At 49.4% G+C, this 20057-nt stretch carries 15 protein-coding genes, 4 tRNA genes and 1 rRNA gene; 16 read left to right on the top strand and 4 right to left on the bottom strand.

Annotated elements, in window-relative coordinates:
• Positions 1-95: 95 nt before the first annotated feature.
• Positions 96-211 (top strand): 5S ribosomal RNA (rrf, locus tag GMA8713_RS12980).
• 210 nt (positions 212-421) lie between these two features.
• Here rrf and GMA8713_RS12975 read toward each other — a convergent pair.
• The 3 genes from GMA8713_RS12975 to GMA8713_RS12965 all read right to left on the bottom strand — a co-directional run bounded on the left by GMA8713_RS12975 (position 422) and on the right by GMA8713_RS12965 (position 2948).
• Positions 422-1042 carry a nicotinamidase gene (locus GMA8713_RS12975; RefSeq protein WP_062710376.1) on the bottom strand — a complete coding sequence of 207 codons (621 nt, stop codon included), beginning with the start codon at positions 1040-1042 and terminating at the stop codon, positions 422-424.
• A gap of 10 nt (positions 1043-1052) precedes the next feature.
• The gene (gene pssA, locus GMA8713_RS12970; protein WP_062710373.1) at positions 1053-2402 is read right to left on the bottom strand and encodes a CDP-diacylglycerol--serine O-phosphatidyltransferase; all 1350 of its coding nucleotides are present in this window, start codon (positions 2400-2402) and stop codon (positions 1053-1055) included.
• Positions 2403-2510: 108 nt separating this feature from the next.
• On the bottom strand, positions 2511-2948 hold the full coding sequence (locus GMA8713_RS12965; RefSeq protein ID WP_062710368.1) for a GNAT family N-acetyltransferase: 438 nt from the start codon (positions 2946-2948) through the stop codon (positions 2511-2513).
• Between the two features lie 81 nt (positions 2949-3029).
• On the opposite strand from GMA8713_RS12965, the gene murB reads away from it, so the two are divergent.
• Together murB and birA are read left to right on the top strand one after the other, a co-directional pair.
• On the top strand, positions 3030-4070 hold the full coding sequence (murB, locus tag GMA8713_RS12960; RefSeq protein ID WP_062710364.1) for a UDP-N-acetylmuramate dehydrogenase: 1041 nt from the start codon (positions 3030-3032) through the stop codon (positions 4068-4070).
• On the top strand, positions 4058-5023 hold the full coding sequence (gene birA / locus GMA8713_RS12955; RefSeq protein ID WP_062710360.1) for a bifunctional biotin--[acetyl-CoA-carboxylase] ligase/biotin operon repressor BirA: 966 nt from the start codon (positions 4058-4060) through the stop codon (positions 5021-5023). The genes murB and birA overlap by 13 nt, the downstream gene beginning before the upstream one ends.
• Position 5024: 1 nt before the next feature.
• On the opposite strand, the gene coaA is transcribed toward birA, so the two are convergent.
• The gene (gene coaA / locus GMA8713_RS12950) at positions 5025-5960 is read right to left on the bottom strand and encodes a type I pantothenate kinase (protein ID WP_062667958.1); all 936 of its coding nucleotides are present in this window, start codon (positions 5958-5960) and stop codon (positions 5025-5027) included.
• A 208-nt stretch (positions 5961-6168) separates the two neighbouring features.
• Between coaA and GMA8713_RS12945 the strand changes: the two genes are divergently transcribed.
• The 13 genes from GMA8713_RS12945 (at position 6169) to rpoC (ending at position 20019) form a co-directional block, all read left to right on the top strand.
• Positions 6169-6244: transfer RNA gene (locus GMA8713_RS12945), tRNA-Thr, on the top strand.
• A gap of 22 nt (positions 6245-6266) precedes the next feature.
• Positions 6267-6351 (top strand) — tRNA-Tyr (locus tag GMA8713_RS12940).
• Positions 6352-6391: 40 nt separating this feature from the next.
• A tRNA-Gly gene (locus tag GMA8713_RS12935) sits at positions 6392-6466 on the top strand.
• 10 nt (positions 6467-6476) lie between these two features.
• Positions 6477-6552: transfer RNA gene (locus GMA8713_RS12930), tRNA-Thr, on the top strand.
• A gap of 110 nt (positions 6553-6662) precedes the next feature.
• A complete protein-coding gene (gene tuf / locus GMA8713_RS12925) occupies positions 6663-7847 on the top strand; it encodes an elongation factor Tu (protein ID WP_062710356.1) in 1185 nt (394 codons plus the stop codon).
• A 220-nt stretch (positions 7848-8067) separates the two neighbouring features.
• Complete coding sequence (secE, locus tag GMA8713_RS12920) at positions 8068-8439, top strand: preprotein translocase subunit SecE (protein WP_002542047.1); 372 nt, start codon at positions 8068-8070, stop codon at positions 8437-8439.
• A gap of 10 nt (positions 8440-8449) precedes the next feature.
• Positions 8450-8995 carry a transcription termination/antitermination protein NusG gene (gene nusG / locus GMA8713_RS12915; RefSeq protein WP_062710353.1) on the top strand — a complete coding sequence of 182 codons (546 nt, stop codon included), beginning with the start codon at positions 8450-8452 and terminating at the stop codon, positions 8993-8995.
• A 124-nt stretch (positions 8996-9119) separates the two neighbouring features.
• Positions 9120-9548, top strand: coding sequence for a 50S ribosomal protein L11 (gene rplK / locus GMA8713_RS12910; protein WP_062710350.1), 429 nt, complete (start codon positions 9120-9122; stop codon positions 9546-9548).
• Positions 9549-9552: 4 nt separating this feature from the next.
• Complete coding sequence (gene rplA, locus GMA8713_RS12905; RefSeq protein WP_002542043.1) at positions 9553-10257, top strand: 50S ribosomal protein L1; 705 nt, start codon at positions 9553-9555, stop codon at positions 10255-10257.
• 233 nt (positions 10258-10490) lie between these two features.
• Positions 10491-10979 carry a 50S ribosomal protein L10 gene (gene rplJ / locus GMA8713_RS12900; protein WP_002542041.1) on the top strand — a complete coding sequence of 163 codons (489 nt, stop codon included), beginning with the start codon at positions 10491-10493 and terminating at the stop codon, positions 10977-10979.
• 60 nt (positions 10980-11039) lie between these two features.
• Positions 11040-11408, top strand: a complete 369-nt coding sequence (rplL, locus tag GMA8713_RS12895; RefSeq protein ID WP_002542039.1) for a 50S ribosomal protein L7/L12 — start codon at positions 11040-11042, stop codon at positions 11406-11408.
• 228 nt (positions 11409-11636) lie between these two features.
• Complete coding sequence (gene rpoB / locus GMA8713_RS12890) at positions 11637-15662, top strand: DNA-directed RNA polymerase subunit beta (protein ID WP_062710347.1); 4026 nt, start codon at positions 11637-11639, stop codon at positions 15660-15662.
• A gap of 142 nt (positions 15663-15804) precedes the next feature.
• Positions 15805-20019 (top strand): DNA-directed RNA polymerase subunit beta', encoded by a 4215-nt coding sequence (gene rpoC, locus GMA8713_RS12885; RefSeq protein ID WP_062710344.1) that lies wholly within the window; start codon positions 15805-15807, stop codon positions 20017-20019.
• Positions 20020-20057: the final 38 nt, after the last annotated feature.

Raw genomic sequence — 20057 nt, 5'->3', positions numbered from 1 at the left:
AACGAGGGAGTGTACGACTGTACATGACCGAGTGAGGGAGCAAAGTAACGCCGCTAGCGTGCTTTATAGCCAGCGGGATAAAGCCACAGAATTTGCTTGGCGACCATAGCGTTATGGACCCACCTGACTCCATGCCGAACTCAGTAGTGAAACGTAACAGCGCCGATGGTAGTGTGGGGTCTCCCCATGTGAGAGTAGGACATCGCCAGGCTTGAATTTTGAAGAAGCCCTGACCTGACGGTCAGGGCTTTTTTGCATCTACATCTTTTCATATTTACTATCGCTCCCTTTTTCCTAGCCTTAATTTCAGACAACTACCATACAAGCACTTAGCTCATGGTAAATAAAGTTGGAGCTTCCAAATAATAGATATAAAAAACACCACCTTCTCAGGTGGTGTTTTTGGGGTTCATTTAGTGAGTTATGCCGTGAACTCTTCCAGCGTTTCTATAACGTGGATACCGGCATCACGCATTTCAACGCAGCCTGTTTCAGTTGTTTCTTCAGCAATGCCTCGACAAGCTTCTAGGTTAACCCAAACATCAAAGCCACCATGCATCTTTAATTGCATTGCAGTGGTTTTAACGCAGTAGTCAGTAGCGAGACCACCGACTAATACAGTGGTGATACCTTTGGCTTTAAGCCATTCAATGAGGCCAGTGCTGAGCTTTTCCTGAATATCATGGAAACATGCACCGTAAGGGTGGAGATTTGGCTCTACACCTTTCCAAATGACATGGTCATATTCAGTTACTTCAGGGAGTTCTGGAATAGTTTCAAAGCCTTCGGTGCCAGGTACTGCATGGGATACCCAAGTAAGGTCCGCATTGGCATGCTCCAAAGGAACTAGCATCTTATCGTGACTGTCGACTACCCAAACTGCGTTGGCTGGATGCGCGTCCTTTGTGAGGACGCGGAATTGTGCCTTTGTTGCCTGTTCGTTAAGTGCGGGACCAATCTTATCTCCGCCTTGCACAGGTAATTCGCCTGGGCAGATCAGTGTAAAGGTTTTCTGTGGGTCCACATCGATAGAAGCAATCACGTCTGACTCCTTAAAGTATCTGATTAAGCAGATGATCTGCCCTGATGCGCTTGATACGTTTTAGCAATCTTTGTACTTGAGGCGGGTAAACTTCCAGCTTTTCAATTTGCTTGTAACTGCCAATCAGCTGAGTGTGCTCCAAAATCGTATCGATTTCCCTTTGGGCTTCGGCTTCCAGCAAACGACGTTTGTCGTGAAGCAAGATGGCATTTTCAAGATCCAGCTTCCATGCACGAGGGTTGAGGTTGTTACCCGTCAGTAGCATGTAGGATCTGTCTACCCAAATCCCTTTGAGATGAAAGCTGTTGTCGTCGTGCTTCCAAAGGTGGATTTTCAATTGACGCTTGGCGATAGCGGCTTCATTACGACGTGCGAAATTGCGTAGGTTCATTTCATAAAGATAAGGTAAACCTGAAATCGTTTTGAACGGCTCACTAGGAGGGATGTAGAAGTCATTCGCTGTTTTATCGCCTACGATAATGGTGACGTTCACACCTCTACGCAAGGCAAGTCTTATTTCACGAGTCACACTGCGCGGAGGGTTGAAGTAAGGCGTACATATGATGAGTTCATTTTCAGCACTGGCGATTAAACGACAAATCTGAATGTTCAGGAAGTTCTTACGCTTACCCAATCCCACCATTGGCGTGAGGCCAATTTGATCGTCATTGATATGTTGCGAAATAAACTGATAGCTGGCTGCCTGCAGTCTTGCACGTAATTCGCGGATAGCTGGCTTGAGTACTTTTACTTCCGGGCGGTTAGGCTGCGCAAGGCATGTGACTGCAGAACTGGCCGCCAAGGTGTTTCCGATAAAGCCTGCCATGCAGTCGGCTAGTGTTTTGCTATTGATGACATGGTAGCGGTCATAACGGTAGCGGTCATGCTGGGCAAGATACACATCATTCAGACTTGCGCCGCTATAAATAACAGTATCATCAAAGACAAAGCCTTTAAGGTGCAGGACGCCAAAGACTTCCCTGTTTCTCACAGGTACGCCCAGCACATCAATCTTATGCTGGTATTTCTCAGCGTACTCGCGGTAAAGCGCAGCATTACCGTCTGACTTGTCAGCGCCAATCAGGCCGCGCTGGGCTCGGTGCCAGTCAACCAGTACTTTGATATCCAGAACCGGATTCTTTTGTTTTGCTTCATAGAGCGCATCAAGGATATTACGCCCTGCCTCGTCGTCTTGCAGATACAGAGCAACAAGGTAAATACGATATTTAGCGTGAGCTATTTCGTGAAGCAGACGCTCCCTGAAGGTGGTCGCATCGAGCAGTGTTTCCATCTGGTCTGGACGGTGCGCAATTTTCGGGAGCTGATCGATCAACTGCTTATTGGCAGTAGCTGAAACCATTGTTGCCTCATTAAGTTCGACACTGGGTCGTGTTAACGCAAATCAAACCCAGTATTGTACCAGAAATTGTGCAATTTCCAGCGATATCCGTGTGTCAGCTATCCCGATTTAAAACTGTGACATGGAGTTGTGACGCATAGGGATAAGATCTTTACCACTGTTGCAATAGCTTTGGTATCGGCCACGTAATTCTTCGGGCAGATTACTGACCTCGATCACTTCAAATCCGGCCTCTTTGTAGAGTTTTTCTAAATAGCGATACGCCAGACAATAACAAGCTTTAGTTTGAATCTGAGTTTGGACGGCATTGAGGAAAGCTTCTCCCTGCTTTTTCCCTCGTTGCTCGGGGGCAATAAGCATACCAGTCAGAAGTTGGAAGTCATGAAACTGCCTGAATCTAACTGAACCAAAAAGACCGCTGCTATTTTCTGCCGTCCAAATGATTTCGTCTTTCTTCGGCTTCCCTGCTGGGTAATGTGTTTTGTAAAAACGAGCCACCAGTGGAAAACGGAGTGGGTCGAGGAGGGCATATCGTGTGTCGGCCATGGTTATCAAATCACTGTGAATTCAAGGCGGATGGGGTAGTATACATCGCTAAGACTTTATCAAAACGAAACTGCGATCCGAATGAATATCCTGTCTACTACATCGCTAAAACCATTTCACACCTTTGGTATTGATGTTCAGGCCAAAGCCATTATTGAAGCGCAAAGCGCGGAAGATTTTATCACGATCTGGCGTGATCGTGCTGACGAGCAAAAGATCGTCCTTGGCGAAGGCAGTAATCTTCTGTTCTGTGAAGATTTTGATGGGATAGTGGTTCTAAACCGCCTAAAGGGTATTGATGTTGATGAGACAGCTTCGCATTGGCACCTTCATGTGGCTGGCGGGGAAAACTGGCACCAATTGGTGAAATGGACGATTGAACAGGGTATGCCTGGCCTTGAAAACCTTGCGCTTATCCCTGGCCTGGTAGGCTCGGCGCCCATTCAGAACATCGGCGCTTACGGTGTTGAGCTGAATGAGCGCTGTGAGTATGTCGATGTCCTGATGCTTGAAACCGGCGAAGTCGCTCGCATGGGGCCGGGGGCCTGTGAATTTGGTTACCGGGACTCTGTGTTCAAGCGTGAACTCAAAGATAAAGCCATTATTCTTGCTGTAGGCTTCCAGTTATCGAAAGCTTGGAAGCCCGTGATAGGTTACGGGGCTCTGGGCGATTTGGCGAGTGAGAATGACGTTTCTGCCAAAGAGGTGTTTGATAAGGTCTGCGAAATTCGAAGTGAAAAGCTGCCTGATCCTAATCTCTTAGGAAATGCCGGAAGCTTCTTTAAAAACCCAGTTGTGCCTAAGACACAGGTAAAATCTCTCTTAGCTGATAATGAAAAGATGCCTTCGTTTGAAGTATCGAGTTCAGAAGTGAAGCTCGCTGCGGGCTGGCTCATCGATCAGTGTGGCCTAAAGGGCAAAAGCGTCGGTGGCGCGTCTGTTCACGATAAACAGGCATTGGTGCTGGTAAACAGTGGTGGTGCTACAGCCAGCGATGTGGTGACTCTCGCGAAAGAAGTGGTTGATACCGTTTACCAACGTTTTGGAGTCTTGCTAGAACACGAGGTTCGCTTTATGGGGGCGACTCAAGAAACCACATTGGAGGCTGTATGCCAGCGCTAGATAATACGCCCCGCCTGGCTCTTATAAAAATGCTGGCAGACGGCCAGTTCCACTCAGGTGAAAAATTGGGTGAAGAGCTCGGTATGAGCCGAGCTGCAATCAGCAAACACATCAAAGTATTGCAACAGTGGGGTGTGGATGTGTTCCGCGTCCAAGGTAAAGGCTATTGCCTGCCTGCGCCGCTTAATCTCCTTGATGAAGGCGCGCTAAACGCGCAACTAAACGTTCCCGCATTTGAGCTTATCCCCGTGATTGACTCTACAAACCAGCATCTTCTGGATCGCGTAGGTCAGTTGGAGTCCGGCTCCGCCTGTCTTGCCGAGTATCAACAGGCAGGCCGTGGACGCCGTGGCAGAGCGTGGTTTTCTCCTTTTGGTGCCAACCTTTACCTTTCCATGTATTGGCGATTAGATGCAGGGATGGCTGCTGCGATGGGATTAAGCCTTGTTGTGGGTGTTTCTATGGCTGAAACCTTGCAGAATCTGGGAGCCGAAGGGGTTAAGGTCAAGTGGCCAAATGACCTTTATTGGAATGACAAGAAGCTTGCCGGTATTTTGGTAGAAATGACGGGTCAGGCTGGCGATGCCGCTCATTTGGTTATTGGTATGGGACTTAACGTTGCAATGCCTGAAACAGATGAAGTGGATCAAAGCTGGGCAAATCTTCAGGATGCTTGCCATCCACTCCCCGACAAAAATGCTTTGGCAGCCGCTTTGATAAATGGCGTAACAGAAGCGCTGAAGCAATATGAAGAAACTGGAATGGCAGGCTTTGTGCCACGCTGGGACAGCTATGACAACTTCCAGGGTCGTGCGGTGAAATTACTGCTGGGTGAGCGAGTGGTTAAGGGGATTGCGCGCGGGATCAATGAGCAAGGGGCTTTGCTGCTGGAAACCGAAAATGGCATTACCCCATATCTCGGCGGAGAGATCAGCCTGCGTGCTGACGACTAAGCTATTTCCTAACTTTAACGGTTTGAACCGCGTGGTTGGTTCCTTTCTGGAGGATTAAGCCAGCACGCTCGCGCGTAGGAAGAATGTTCTCTTCCAGATTCTTACCGTTAATCTCTTCCCAAATACCTGATGCTGTCTGTACCGCTTCATCATGCGAAAGCTTGGTGTAGTGGTGGAAATAAGATGTTGGGTTCTGAAACGCACCTTTACGGAACGCCATAAAGCGCTCGATGTACCAGGTTTTCAGTAACTCGCTGTCCGCATCAACGTAGATAGAAAAATCTAAGAAGTCCGAGATAAAAACGCGGTGAGGGTCGTGCGGGTAATCCATACCACTTTGCAATACATTCAGACCTTCCACGATCAAAATGTCAGGCTGTTGGACGACTTTGGTGTCTTCAGTGATGTCATAGACCAGATGCGAATAGACGGGCGCTTCAACCCTTGATTTCCCCGATTTCACATCGGCAACAAACTGCACCAGACCTCGGATATCGTAAGACTCTGGAAACCCTTTTTTCTTCATCAATCCACGCTCATTGAGGATCTTGTTGGGATGAAGAAAACCATCAGTGGTGATGAGCTCGACTTTAGGGTGTTCAGGCCAGCGTTCCAGCAGTGCTTTCAGCAAACGTGCAGTTGTACTTTTTCCGACTGCCACACTGCCAGCAATACCAATCACATACGGAACATTATTGTCTTTTTGTCCCAAAAAGTGTTCAAGGACTTGGGTGCGGCCTTTTCGCGCCTTTACATACAAATTCAGCAGTCGCGAAAGCGGCAGGTAGATATCCCGCACTTCATTCATCGTCAAATGCTCGTTAATACCACGCAGCTTTTCGAGATCGGTCTCGTCAAGCGTCATTGGCACTGAGTCGCGCAATTCTGACCATTGCTCACGGTCGAACGACAAATATGGAGTTAGTAAATCACTCATACTCTGGATGAATCTGTGTGTTAAGGAGAGCGACAATACCTTATCGATGCGGTTTGTGGAAGTATGGAGGGGATATAACGCTGCGCCATCTAGCTAAAAAACGGAGCAAATTGGTGAATTAATGCCCCATAAGATCTTATTTGGGTGAAATTTTTAAATTACCTATTGCAACGCTAAAAATCATTGAATAGAATGCGCAGCACTTGTCGCCGGCTTAGCTCAGTTGGTAGAGCAACTGACTTGTAATCAGTAGGTCGCCAGTTCGATTCCGGCAGCCGGCACCATTACGACAAAAAAGAACAATTTGGTGGGATTCCCGAGTGGCCAAAGGGATCAGACTGTAAATCTGACGGCTCCGCCTTCGAAGGTTCGAATCCTTCTCCCACCACCACTATTTCAAATAGTTTGAATAGCTCTACGAGAAACTGAAAGCGGGCATCGTATAATGGCTATTACCTCAGCCTTCCAAGCTGATGATGCGGGTTCGATTCCCGCTGCCCGCTCCAATCTTATAGTGCTGATATAGCTCAGTTGGTAGAGCGCACCCTTGGTAAGGGTGAGGTCCCCAGTTCAAATCTGGGTATCAGCACCACTCTTTCTCCCCAAAGTTACTTCAAGCCATTTGTCATATACTCAACAAAAATCCGTTTGTTGTATGTGTGGTCGTTAAACCACCAAAATACCGTGCTTAGAGGGACTGTCATGTCTAAAGAAAAATTTGAACGTACGAAACCGCACGTTAACGTTGGTACTATCGGCCACGTTGACCACGGTAAAACCACTCTGACTGCAGCTATCTGTACTGTACTTGCTAAAGTATACGGCGGTGCAGCGCGTGACTTCGCATCAATCGATAACGCGCCAGAAGAGCGTGAGCGTGGTATCACTATCTCGACTTCACACGTAGAGTACGATACTCCTTCACGTCACTACGCACACGTAGACTGCCCAGGACACGCTGACTATGTTAAAAACATGATCACTGGTGCTGCGCAAATGGACGGTGGTATCCTGGTTGTTGCGGCAACTGACGGTCCAATGCCACAAACGCGTGAGCACATCCTGCTGGGTCGCCAGGTTGGTATTCCATACATCCTTGTATTCATGAACAAGTGTGACATGGTTGACGACGAAGAGCTGCTTGAGCTGGTTGAGATGGAAGTTCGTGAACTGCTGTCTGAGTACGACTTCCCAGGCGACGACTGCCCAGTAATTCAAGGTTCTGCACTGGGTGCACTGAACGGCGAAGCTGAGTGGGAAGCGAAAATCGTTGAGCTGGCAGAAGCACTGGATTCTTACATCCCAGAGCCAGAGCGTGCGATCGACAAGCCATTCATCCTGCCAATCGAAGACGTATTCTCAATCCAAGGCCGTGGTACTGTTGTAACGGGTCGTGTTGAGCAAGGTATCGTTCGCGTAGGTGACGAAGTCGCTATCGTTGGTATCAAAGAGACTACCACTACTACTTGTACTGGTGTTGAAATGTTCCGTAAACTTCTGGACGAAGGCCGTGCAGGTGAGAACGTTGGTGTTCTGCTGCGTGGTACTAAGCGTGACGAAGTTGAGCGTGGTCAAGTACTGGCGAAGCCGGGTTCTATCACTCCACACACGACTTTCGAATCAGAAGTATATGTTCTGTCTAAAGACGAAGGCGGCCGTCATACTCCGTTCTTCAAAGGCTACCGTCCACAGTTCTACTTCCGTACTACTGACGTGACCGGTACCATCGAACTGCCAGAAGGCGTTGAGATGGTAATGCCAGGCGACAACATCCAAATGGTTGTAACTCTTATTGCTCCAATCGCAATGGATGAAGGTCTGCGCTTCGCAATCCGTGAAGGCGGCCGTACTGTTGGCGCAGGTGTTGTTGCTAAAATCATCGAATAAGATTTGACGACACACTAGCAAAAAGGGCATCATTTGATGCCCTTTTTCTGCGCCAAATCTTTGGATTGGACTTTTTTTCACCGATTTGCCGCAGTGAACATTGTTTTAGGGATAAGAAAATAGACGGTCATATGAATCTAAAGCTATTTTCCTTGTTCTTTTACCTCGCTGACGCGAGGTTGTTGTCGTCTATGAAGTAGACTAGTTACAGGTAGAATGTATGAAAGCGAATGCTGAAGCCCAAACCGGGTCAATGGACGCCCTGAAATGGGTTGTGGTCTTTGCCTTATTGGCCGTAGCGGTAGTGGGAAATAGCCTGTACAGTGATATGTCTGTCGTGCTACGAGCTGCTGCAGTTGTTGTGTTGGTTGCCGCCGCGGGTGGTGTCGCTGCACTGACTGCCAAAGGTAAAGCAGCGATCACCTTTGCACGTGAATCGCGTATGGAAGTGCGTAAAGTGGTATGGCCTACTCGCCAGGAAACTTTGCAAACCACTCTCATCGTTCTGGCTGTCACTGTCGTCATGGCGCTCATCCTGTGGGGCATCGACGGAATCATGGTCCGTCTGGTCCGCCTATTCACTGGCGTGTGAGGTTAACTACATGAGCGAAGCTCCAAAAAAACGTTGGTTTGTTGTTCAGGCTTTCTCCGGTTTTGAAGGCCGTGTAGCGAAGTCGCTGAAAGAACATATCAAAATGCACGAGATGGAAGACTTCTTTGGTGAGGTTTTGGTACCGACCGAGGAAGTGGTTGAAATGCGCGCAGGTCAGCGTCGTAAGAGCGAACGTAAGTTCTTCCCAGGTTATGTTCTGGTTCAGATGCTGATGAACGATGAGTCATGGCACCTGGTGCGTAGCGTACCACGTGTAATGGGCTTCATCGGCGGTACACCAGACCGCCCTGCGCCGATTTCTGATAAAGAAGCAGACGCTATCTTGAACCGTCTGGAGAAAGCGAGCGAATCGCCAGTACACAAAACTGTGTATGAAGCGGGTGAAGTTATCCGTGTTACTGAAGGCCCATTTGCGGACTTCAACGGTGTGGTAGAAGAAGTCGATTACGAGAAGAGCCGCTTGAAGGTGTCTGTCTCTATCTTCGGTCGTGCAACACCGGTAGAACTGGAATTCAGCCAAGTAGAAAAATCCTGATCATTTTTTGCTCGGTAACAGTTGCGAGGGGCGCGAAATTTGAATACAATTTCGCGCCCTTTTGTTAAACGGGGAGTCTGCTTGTCGAAAGTAGACGTTTGAACCCAAATTTAGGTATTTAGTAATGGCTAAAAAAGTAGAAGCTTACATCAAGCTGCAAGTTGCAGCTGGTATGGCTAACCCAAGTCCACCAGTTGGTCCTGCTCTGGGTCAGCACGGCGTGAACATCATGGAATTCTGTAAAGCGTTCAACGCACGTACAGAATCGCTAGAGAAAGGTCTGCCAACTCCAGTAGTTATCTCTGTATACAGCGACCGTTCTTTCACTTTCGAAATGAAGACTCCACCTGCAGCAGTTCTGCTGAAGAAAGCAGCGGGTATCAAGTCTGGTTCAGGCCGTCCTAACACTGAGAAAGTTGGTACTATCACTGACGCTCAGATCCAGGAAATCGCTGAAACTAAAGCGAAAGACATGACTGGTGCAGACATTGAAGCGATGAAACGCTCAATCGCTGGTACCGCTCGTTCAATGGGTCTGGTAGTAGAGGGTTAAGACAATGGCAAAACTGACTAAGCGCATGCGCGTAATCCGCGAGAAAGTTGATGTGACTCGTGAGTACGACATCAACGAAGCTGTTGCTCTTCTGAAAGAACTGGCTACTGCTAAATTCGTTGAAAGTGTAGACGTTGCTGTTAACTTGGGCATCGATGCACGTAAATCAGACCAAAACGTTCGTGGCGCAACTGTACTGCCACACGGTACTGGCCGTGACATCCGCGTAGCGGTATTCACTCAAGGTGCGAATGCTGAAGCTGCTAAAGAAGCGGGTGCTGACATCGTTGGTATGGAAGACCTGGCTGAGCAAGTTAAGAAAGGCGAAATGAACTTCGACGTAGTTATCGCATCTCCAGATGCAATGCGCGTTGTAGGTCAACTGGGTACTATCCTGGGTCCTCGCGGTCTGATGCCAAACCCGAAAGTTGGTACTGTAACTCCTAATGTTGCTGAAGCAGTTAAGAACGCTAAAGCTGGTCAGGTTCGTTACCGTAACGACAAGAACGGTATCATCCACACCACCATCGGTAAGGTTGACTTCGACGCTGACAAGCTGAAAGGTAACCTGGAAGCTCTGCTGGTAGCTCTGAAGAAAGCTAAGCCTTCTTCAGCGAAAGGCGCTTTCATCAAGAAAGTAAGCATCTCTACCACTATGGGTGCAGGTGTTGCGGTTGACCAGAACACTCTGGACGCACAAGCAAACTAATTGCTTGAAGCGATGAGTTGCTGTATAATTCTTCGCTTCAAATTTATGGCTAAGTTCGGCTTGCCGAACTTCGTCCAAGACCGTAGGCGTCTTACATAAGTAAGACTTAATCGTTACCTACGTAGACGGTGCCAGGAACATGATAGATATATTTCTTTCTTGGATCTGCGCCGTAATTACTCTCCTGCTGTGAAGCAGCGAGTGGTGTAAAAACAATCCAGGAGCAAATCCAAATGGCATTAAATCTTCAAGACAAAAAAGCAATTGTTGCTGAAGTCAACGAAGCTGCCAGCGGTGCCCTGTCTGCAGTTGTAGCTGATTCTCGCGGCGTAACAGTTGGCGCGATGACTTCTCTTCGTAAACAAGCGCGTGAAGCGGGTGTTTACATGAAAGTTGTCCGTAACACACTGGCTCGTCGTGCAGTAGACGGTACTGACTACGAATGTCTGAAAGACATTTTTGTTGGTCCTACACTGATTGCGTTCTCTACTGAGCACCCAGGTGCTGCAGCGCGTCTTTTCAAAGACTTCGCGAAAGAGAACAAAGATTTCGAGATCAAAGCTGCTGCATTCGAAGGCGCGCTGACTAACGCTGACGTACTGGCAACGCTGCCAACTTACGACGAAGCTATCGCACGTCTGATGATGTGCATGAAAGAAGCGTCTGCTGGCAAGCTGGTTCGCACTATCGCGGCTGTTCGCGATCAGAAAGAAGCTGCGTAATTCGCATTGCTTTTTACTGGTTGCTATTTAAACTAATTGTTGACTTTAAAGAGAATTGTTATGTCTATCACTAACGAGCAAATCCTAGACGCAGTTGCAGAAATGTCTGTAATGCAAGTTGTTGAACTGATCGAAGCTATGGAAGAGAAGTTCGGTGTTTCTGCTGCTGCAGCAGTTGTTGCTGGCGGCGCCGCTGCTGGTGAAGCTGCAGAAGAGCAAACTGAATTCGACGTAATCCTGACTGCTGCTGGTGCAAACAAAGTTGCAGTAATCAAAGCAGTTCGCGGCGCGACTGGTCTGGGCCTGAAAGAAGCGAAAGCAGTTGTTGACGGCGCTCCAGCACCTCTGAAAGAAGCTGTTTCTAAAGAAGAAGCAGAAGCTCTGAAGAAAGATCTGGAAGAAGCTGGTGCTTCTGTTGAAGTTAAGTAATTATTGCTTAGCTTCTTAGCCTGAAAAGGCTAATGGCTGGTGGCTAAATAGCCACCGGCCTTTTTGCGCTGTAGGGCAGTGGTGAATTTTGCACCCCGTTTAGTCACTGCTGACCATGCAAATACATCGGAATTAACCCTCTGATGTTCCTACAGTAAACGGTGGTTATTAGTTACTGTCCCTCAGTCTGGACAGTTTGGGTCACTTATCAGCGAGCTGAGGAACCCTATGGTTTACTCTTATACCGAGAAAAAGCGTATCCGTAAGGATTTTGGTAAGCGTCCTCAAGTTCTGGACGTGCCATACTTGCTGTCGATTCAGCTTGATTCTTTTGAAAAGTTTATCGAGCAGGATCCAGAAGGGCAATACGGTCTTGAAGCTGCCTTTCGCTCTGTCTTTCCGATTCAGAGCTACAACGGCAATTCCGAGCTGCAATACGTTAGCTATCGTCTCGGTGAGCCAGTTTTCGATGTTAAAGAATGTCAGATCCGTGGCGTAACTTACTCTGCACCACTGCGCGTTAAACTGCGCCTGGTGATGTTTGACAAAGATGCACCTGCTGGCACCGTAAAAGACATCAAAGAGCAAGAAGTCTACATGGGTGAAATTCCACTCATGACGGACAATGGTACCTTTGTTATTAACGGTACTGAGAGGGTTATCGTATCCCAGCTGCATCGTAGCCCGGGGGTCTTCTTCGACAGCGATAAGGGTAAAACCCATTCCTCAGGTAAAGTGCTGTATAACGCGCGTATCATTCCATACCGTGGTTCATGGTTGGACTTTGAATTCGATCCTAAGGACCTGCTGTACGTACGTATTGACCGTCGTCGTAAGCTGCCTGCATCGATCATCCTGCGTGCGTTGGAATACACCACCGACCAGATCTTGGATATGTTCTTCGAGAAAGTTGTTTTCGAAGTTCAGGGCAAGTCATTGGTGATGGAACTGGTACCTGATCGTCTTCGTGGTGAAACTGCGAGCTTCGATATTGAAGCTGACGGTAAGGTATACATCGAGCAAGGTCGCCGCATCACTGCGCGCCACATTCGCCAGCTCGAAAAAGACGGCGTGAAACAAATTGAAGTCCCTGTTGAGTACATCGTCGGCAAAGTGGCTGCGCGTGACTACATCAACGAGGAAACTGGTGAGATCATCGCGGGTGCTAACCAAGAGCTGAGCCTGGAAACTCTGGCGCTTCTGTCTCAGGCTGGCCACAAGAAGATCGAAACCCTGTTCACCAACGACCTGGATCACGGCCCGTACATGTCTGATACCCTGCGTATCGACAGCACGACTGACCGTCTGACCGCGTTGGTAGAAATCTACCGCATGATGCGTCCTGGTGAGCCACCAACGCGTGAAGCTGCAGAACAGTTGTTCGAAAGCCTGTTCTTCTCAGAAGATCGTTACGATCTGTCTGCGGTAGGCCGCATGAAGTTCAACAGCTCCCTGACTCGTGAAGAAATGACCGGTCCGGGCGTACTGAGCCACGATGACATCATCGAAGTGATACGCAAGCTGATCGATATCCGTAACGGTATCGGTGAGGTGGACGATATCGACCACTTGGGCAACCGTCGTATCCGCTCTGTTGGTGAAATGGCTGAGAACCAGTTCCGTGTAGGTCTGGTGCGTGTTGAGCGTGCGGTTAAAGAGCGTCTGAGCCTTGGCGATCTCGACAACGTGATGCCACAGGATCTGATCAACGCTAAGCCTATCTCTGCGGCAGTTAAAGAGTTCTTTGGCTCTTCTCAGCTGTCACAGTTTATGGACCAGAACAACCCGCTGTCAGAAGTCACGCACAAGCGTCGTATTTCTGCACTGGGTCCAGGCGGTCTGACGCGTGAACGCGCAGGCTTTGAAGTTCGAGACGTACACGCAACCCACTACGGTCGCCTGTGTCCTATCGAAACGCCTGAAGGTCCAAACATCGGTCTGATCAACTCGCTTTCAGCGTTTGCGCGTACTAACCCGTACGGCTTCCTGGAAACGCCTTACCGTAAAGTTGTTGACGGTAAAGTGTCCGATGACATCGACTACCTATCTGCGATTGAAGAAGGTCAGTTCGTTATCGCGCAGGCAAACGCCGCGCTGAACGAAGACGGTTCTTTCACAGATGAATTGATCACTGCTCGTCAGAAAGGTGAATCAGGTCTGCACCCACGTGACCATGTTCAGTACATGGACGTTGCAACCAACCAGGTTGTATCGGTGGCGGCATCTCTGATCCCGTTCCTTGAGCACGACGATGCTAACCGTGCACTTATGGGTGCGAACATGCAACGTCAGGCAGTACCAACTCTGCGCGCTGATAAGCCGCTGGTAGGTACTGGTATTGAACGTGCAGTAGCGGTTGACTCGGGCGTAACAGCTGTTGCGAAACGCGGCGGTATGGTTCAGTCCGTAGACGCATCACGCATCGTTATTAAGGTTAATGAAGATGAGCTGGTGCCAGGCGAAGCAGGTATCGACATCTACAACCTGACGAAGTACACCCGTTCTAACCAGAACACCTGTATCAACCAGCGTCCATGTGTGATGCCAGGCGAGCCTGTGCAGCGCGGTGACGTACTGGCAGATGGTCCTTCGACTGACCTGGGTGAACTGGCACTTGGCCAGAACATGCGTATCGCGTTCATGCCTTGGAACGGTTACAACTTCGAGGACTCCATCCTTGTATCTGAGCGCGTAGTACAGGAAGACCGCCTGACTACCATCCACATCCAGGAACTCCAGTGTGTGGCGCGTGATACTAAATTGGGTAGCGAAGAAATTACTGCTGACATCCCCAACGTGGGTGAGGCTGCGCTGTCTAAGCTTGACGAATCTGGTGTTGTATACATCGGTGCGGAAGTGAAAGGCGGCGACATTCTGGTAGGTAAAGTGACGCCTAAAGGCGAAACTCAGCTAACTCCAGAAGAAAAACTGCTACGTGCAATCTTCGGTGAGAAAGCGTCTGACGTGAAAGACTCTTCTCTTCGTGTTCCTAACGGCGTATCTGGTACGGTTATCGACGTACAAGTATTTACCCGTGATGGTGTAGAGAAAGACAAGCGTGCGCTTGAAATCGAAGAAATGCAGCTGAAAGAAGCCAAGAAAGACCTGACAGAAGAGTTCTCTATTCTGGAAGGTGGTTTGGTAGCACGTGTTCGTGGTGTACTGGCAAATGCTGGTTACAGCCAAGACAAACTGGCGAACATGGATCGTCAGGCGATGCTTTCTCAGACTCTTGACGACGAAGCACTGCAAACTCAGCTGGAGCAACTGGCTGAGCAGTATGACGAGCTGAAAGCTGACTTCGATAAGAAGTTCGACACCAAACGCCGTAAGATCACTCAGGGTGACGATCTGGCACCGGGCGTCCTTAAGATTGTTAAGGTATACCTGGCTGTTAAACGTCGTATCCAGCCTGGTGATAAGATGGCGGGTCGTCACGGTAACAAGGGTGTTATCTCTAAGATCAACCCTGTCGAAGACATGCCGTATGACGAAACCGGTGAGCCAGTAGATATCGTACTGAACCCACTGGGTGTACCGTCTCGTATGAACATCGGTCAGATCCTTGAAACCCACCTTGGCCTGGCGGCGAAAGGTATCGGTAACAAGATCAACAAGATGATCAAAGATCAGCAAGAACTGGCGAAATTCCGTGAGTTCCTGCAGAAGGTTTACGATCTGGGTGACACGCGTCAGAAAGTGGACATCAGTACGCTGACTGACGAAGAAGTGCATACGCTGATCAAGAACCTGCGAAGCGGTCTGCCAATCGCAACCCCTGTGTTCGATGGTGCACCAGAGCCGGCAATCAAAGAACTGTTGAAACTGGGTGACCTGCCAGAATCTGGCCAGCTGAACCTGTTCGACGGTCGTACTGGTGAGAAGTTTGAGCGTCCTGTAACTGTTGGTTACATGTACATGCTGAAACTGAACCACTTGGTTGACGATAAGATGCACGCCCGTTCTACCGGTTCTTACAGCCTTGTTACTCAGCAGCCGCTGGGTGGTAAAGCTCAGTTCGGTGGTCAGCGTTTCGGTGAGATGGAAGTGTGGGCGCTGGAAGCATACGGCGCAGCATACACCCTGCAGGAAATGCTGACTGTTAAGTCGGATGACGTGAACGGTCGTACGAAGATGTATAAGAACATCGTCGACGGCGATCACCGCATGGAACCGGGTATGCCGGAATCTTTCAACGTACTGCTGAAAGAAATCCGCTCGTTGGGTATCAACATCGAGCTGGAAGACGAATAAGCCCACGCTTGTTTGCACTTCCCAGCGTAAAACGAGATGCAGCAATAAGGCTGCATCTCAAATACAAAGGGAATTTCCGGTATCAATATGAAAGTGTAGAGTGTCTGCACTTTTATGGGTCAACTCCTCACAGGAGCCGAATGTGAAAGACTTACTTAAGTTTCTGAAAGCACAGCACAAGACCGAAGAATTTGATGCAATCAAAATCGGTCTTGCTTCACCAGACATGATCCGTTCATGGTCTTTTGGTGAAGTGAAAAAGCCAGAAACCATTAACTACCGTACCTTTAAGCCTGAGCGTGACGGTCTGTTCTGTGCACGTATCTTTGGCCCGGTAAAAGACTACGAATGTCTTTGTGGTAAATACAAGCGCCTGAAGCACCGTGGCGTGATCTGTGAAAAATGTGGTGTTGAAGTTACTCAGACCAAAGTACGTCGTGAGCGTATGGGTCACATTGAGCTGGCTTCACCTGTTGCCCACATCTGGTTCCTGAAATCACTGCCTAGCCGTATCGGTTTGCTGATGGACATGCCTCTGCGTGACATCGAGCGTGTTCTGTACTTCGAATCATACGTTGTGATCGAGCCAGGCATGACCGATCTTGAGCGTAGCCAAATGCTGTCTGAAGAGCAGTATCTGGACGCGCTGGAGCAATGGGGTGATGAATTCGACGCTCGTATGGGTGCCGAAGCAGTGAAAGCCCTGCTGGCGAATATGGACCTGGCAGCTGAAGCTGAACTGATGCGCGAAGAGCTGGAAGAAACCAACTCTGAAACCAAGCGCAAGAAAATCACCAAGCGCCTGAAGCTTGTTGAAGCATTCCTGCAGTCTGGAAACAATCCTGAGTGGATGATCCTGACTGTTCTTCCAGTACTGCCGCCGGATCTGCGTCCGCTGGTACCACTGGATGGCGGTCGTTTCGCGACATCAGATCTGAACGATCTGTACCGTCGTGTTATCAACCGTAACAACCGTCTGAAACGCCTGCTGGATCTGGCTGCACCTGACATCATCGTACGTAACGAAAAACGTATGCTGCAAGAGTCAGTTGACGCCCTGCTGGACAACGGTCGCCGTGGTCGTGCCATTACTGGTTCGAACAAGCGTCCTCTGAAATCTCTGGCTGACATGATCAAAGGTAAGCAAGGTCGTTTCCGTCAGAACCTGCTTGGTAAGCGTGTAGACTACTCTGGCCGTTCGGTAATCACCGTTGGTCCATACCTGCGTCTGCACCAGTGTGGTCTTCCTAAGAAGATGGCACTTGAGCTGTTTAAGCCATTTATCTACGGCAAGCTGGAAGCTCGTGGTCTGGCGACCACCATCAAAGCGGCTAAGAAGATGGTAGAGCGCGAAGAAGCGGTCGTTTGGGATATTCTGGATGAGGTTATCCGTGAACACCCAGTACTGCTAAACCGTGCACCGACACTTCACCGTCTGGGTATCCAGGCGTTTGAACCAGTGCTCATTGAAGGTAAAGCAATCCAACTGCACCCACTCGTTTGTGCGGCATACAACGCCGACTTCGATGGTGACCAGATGGCTGTTCACGTACCTCTGACACTGGAAGCACAGCTAGAAGCGCGTGCTCTGATGATGTCGACCAACAACATCCTGTCTCCTGCGTCTGGTGATCCAATCATCGTACCTTCTCAGGACGTTGTACTGGGTCTGTACTACATGACCCGTGAGAAAGTTAACGCGAAAGGTGAAGCACTTTACCTGTCTGGCCCTGCGGAAGCTGAGAAAGCATACCGTACCGGCAACGCAGAGCTGCATGCACGCGTTAAGGTTCGTATCAAAGAAGTGCTGTTCGACGAAATGGGTAACCGCTCTGAGAAAATTGAGCTGGTGGACACCACTGTTGGTCGTGCAATGCTGTGGCAAATCGTGCCTGAAGGCCTGCCATACAGCATCGTTAACCAGGCGCTGGGCAAGAAGCAAATCTCTGCTCTGCTGAACACCTGTTACCGTGCACTGGGTCTGAAAGATACCGTTATCTTCGCTGACCAAATCATGTACACCGGTTTCGCTTACGCGGCATTGTCTGGTGTATCTGTTGGTATCGACGACATGGTTATCCCACAGGCGAAATACGACCTGATCGAAGCGGCAGAAGCTGAAGTTGCTGAGATCCAGGAGCAGTTCCAGTCTGGTCTGGTTACTGCTGGCGAACGTTACAACAAAGTTATCGATATCTGGGCTGCAGCGAACGAACAAGTTGCTAAAGCGATGATGGATAACCTGTCTTTCGACACCGTGATTAACCGTGATGGTGAAGAAGAAGCGCAGAAGTCGTTCAACAGCGTATACATGATGGCCGACTCAGGTGCTCGTGGTTCTGCTGCACAGATTCGTCAGCTGGCGGGTATGCGTGGTCTGATGGCGAAACCAGATGGCTCGATCATCGAAACGCCAATCACCGCAAACTTCCGTGAAGGTCTGAACGTACTTCAGTACTTCATCTCGACGCACGGTGCACGTAAAGGTCTTGCGGATACCGCACTGAAGACAGCTAACTCCGGTTACCTGACCCGTCGTCTGGTAGACGTAGCTCAAGACGTTGTGGTCACTGAAACTGACTGTGGTACCTCAGAAGGTATCAACATGATGGCAGTTATCGAAGGTGGTGACGTTAAAGAAGCACTGCGTGAGCGTGTTCTGGGCCGTGTGGTTGCAGAAGACGTACTCAAGCCAGGTACTGATGAAGTACTGGCGCCACGCAACACCCTGCTTGATGAGAAGTGGTGTGACATCTTGGAGCAGAACTCTGTTGACCAGGTGAAAGTGCGTTCTGTCGTAACCTGTGAAACTGACTTCGGTTGTTGTGCAAACTGTTACGGTCGCGACCTAGCTCGTGGTCACTTGGTTAACCACGGCGAGTCTGTTGGTGTTATCGCTGCACAGTCAATCGGTGAACCAGGTACACAGCTGACAATGCGTACGTTCCACATTGGTGGTGCGGCATCTCGTGCGGCAGCAGAAAGCAGCATTCAGGTGAAGAACAACGGTTCTATGCACCTGCACAATGCGAAGTTCGTTACCAACAACGCTGGCAAGCTGGTGATCACTTCACGTGCATCTGAGCTGACTATCGTTGATGAGTTTGGCCGTACCAAGGAAAGCTACAAGCTGCCTTACGGTTGTGTACTGAGCAAGCTGGATGGCGATGCAGTTAATGCGGGCGAAACCGTGGCTAACTGGGATCCACACACCATGCCGATCATCACTGAAGTGGAAGGTCGTATTGAGTTCGTTGACATGATTGACGGTGTTACCGTTCAACGTCAAACGGACGAACTGACTGGTCTGTCTTCAATGGTTATTCTGGATGCTGCAGAGCGTACGTCAGCGGGTAAAGACATGCGTCCTACCGTTCGACTGCTTGATGCATCTGGTAACGCTGTGATGATTCCGGGCACTGACATGGCTGCACAATACTTCCTGCCTGGTAAAGCAATTGTCCAGCTGGAAGACGGTGCAAACGTGGGTGTGGGTGATACGCTGTCTCGTATTCCTCAGGAATCTGGCGGTACGAAAGATATCACCGGTGGTCTGCCACGCGTTGCGGATCTGTTCGAAGCTCGTAAGCCTAAAGAGCCTGCAATTCTGGCAGAGATCACGGGTGCAGTTTCCTTCGGTAAAGAAACCAAAGGTAAACGTCGCCTGATCATCACGCCAACTGAAGGTTCACCATACGAAGAGATGATTCCTAAGTGGCGTCAGCTGAACGTATTCGAAGGTGAGAAGGTTGAGAAAGGTGATGTCATCGCCGATGGTCCAGAATCTCCACACGACATTTTGCGTCTTCGTGGCGTGCGTGCGGTAACCGAGTACATCACTAACGAAGTACAAGACGTTTACCGTCTGCAGGGCGTTAAGATTAACGACAAGCACATCGAGACTATCGTTCGTCAGATGCTGCGCAAGGTAACTATCATGTCTTCAGGCGACTCTGAGTTCCTGGAAGGCGAGCAGGTAGAATACTCTCGCGTCACTATCGCGAACCGTATGCTGGAAGCGGAAGGCAAACAGCCTGCAGGCTTCGAGCGCGATCTGCTTGGTATCACCAAAGCGTCTCTGGCAACTGAATCGTTCATCTCTGCGGCATCGTTCCAGGAAACGACCCGCGTACTGACCGAAGCAGCTGTATCTGGTAAGCGCGACGAACTGCGCGGTCTGAAAGAGAACGTTATCGTTGGTCGTCTGATCCCTGCGGGTACCGGTTTCGCATACCACAAGTCGCGCCAAGCGCGTCGCAATGTGGTAGAAGAGCCCGTAGCTCCGCAAATCGATGCTGAACAAGCCTCTCAGGATCTGGCAGCACTGCTAAACGCAGGTCTAAGCGACGAGAACTAATCTCGCGTCATGACTGATATAAAAGGCATCCCTCGGGG

The sequence above is a fragment of the Grimontia marina genome (assembly GCF_900060185.1).
Lineage (GTDB): Bacteria > Pseudomonadota > Gammaproteobacteria > Enterobacterales > Vibrionaceae > Enterovibrio > Enterovibrio marinus.
The sequence above is the reverse complement of the archived record's forward strand: the minus strand, read 5'-3'. Positions and strand labels throughout refer to the sequence as shown.

Bases quoted from the DNA above. Each gene is read 5' to 3' on its own strand.
- rplJ (WP_002542041.1), top strand. From the start codon at position 10,491: ATGGCATTAAATCTTCAAGACAAAAAAGCAATTGTTGCTGAAGTCAAC.
- coaA (WP_062667958.1), bottom strand. From the start codon at position 5,960: ATGAGTGATTTACTAACTCCATATTTGTCGTTCGACCGTGAGCAATGG.
- nusG (WP_062710353.1), top strand. From the start codon at position 8,450: ATGAGCGAAGCTCCAAAAAAACGTTGGTTTGTTGTTCAGGCTTTCTCC.
- rplK (WP_062710350.1), top strand. From the start codon at position 9,120: ATGGCTAAAAAAGTAGAAGCTTACATCAAGCTGCAAGTTGCAGCTGGT.
- murB (WP_062710364.1), top strand. From the start codon at position 3,030: ATGAATATCCTGTCTACTACATCGCTAAAACCATTTCACACCTTTGGT.
- rpoB (WP_062710347.1), top strand. From the start codon at position 11,637: ATGGTTTACTCTTATACCGAGAAAAAGCGTATCCGTAAGGATTTTGGT.
- secE (WP_002542047.1), top strand. From the start codon at position 8,068: ATGAAAGCGAATGCTGAAGCCCAAACCGGGTCAATGGACGCCCTGAAA.
- birA (WP_062710360.1), top strand. From the start codon at position 4,058: ATGCCAGCGCTAGATAATACGCCCCGCCTGGCTCTTATAAAAATGCTG.
- rplA (WP_002542043.1), top strand. From the start codon at position 9,553: ATGGCAAAACTGACTAAGCGCATGCGCGTAATCCGCGAGAAAGTTGAT.
- pssA (WP_062710373.1), bottom strand. From the start codon at position 2,402: ATGGTTTCAGCTACTGCCAATAAGCAGTTGATCGATCAGCTCCCGAAA.
- rplL (WP_002542039.1), top strand. From the start codon at position 11,040: ATGTCTATCACTAACGAGCAAATCCTAGACGCAGTTGCAGAAATGTCT.
- tuf (WP_062710356.1), top strand. From the start codon at position 6,663: ATGTCTAAAGAAAAATTTGAACGTACGAAACCGCACGTTAACGTTGGT.
- GMA8713_RS12965 (WP_062710368.1), bottom strand. From the start codon at position 2,948: ATGGCCGACACACGATATGCCCTCCTCGACCCACTCCGTTTTCCACTG.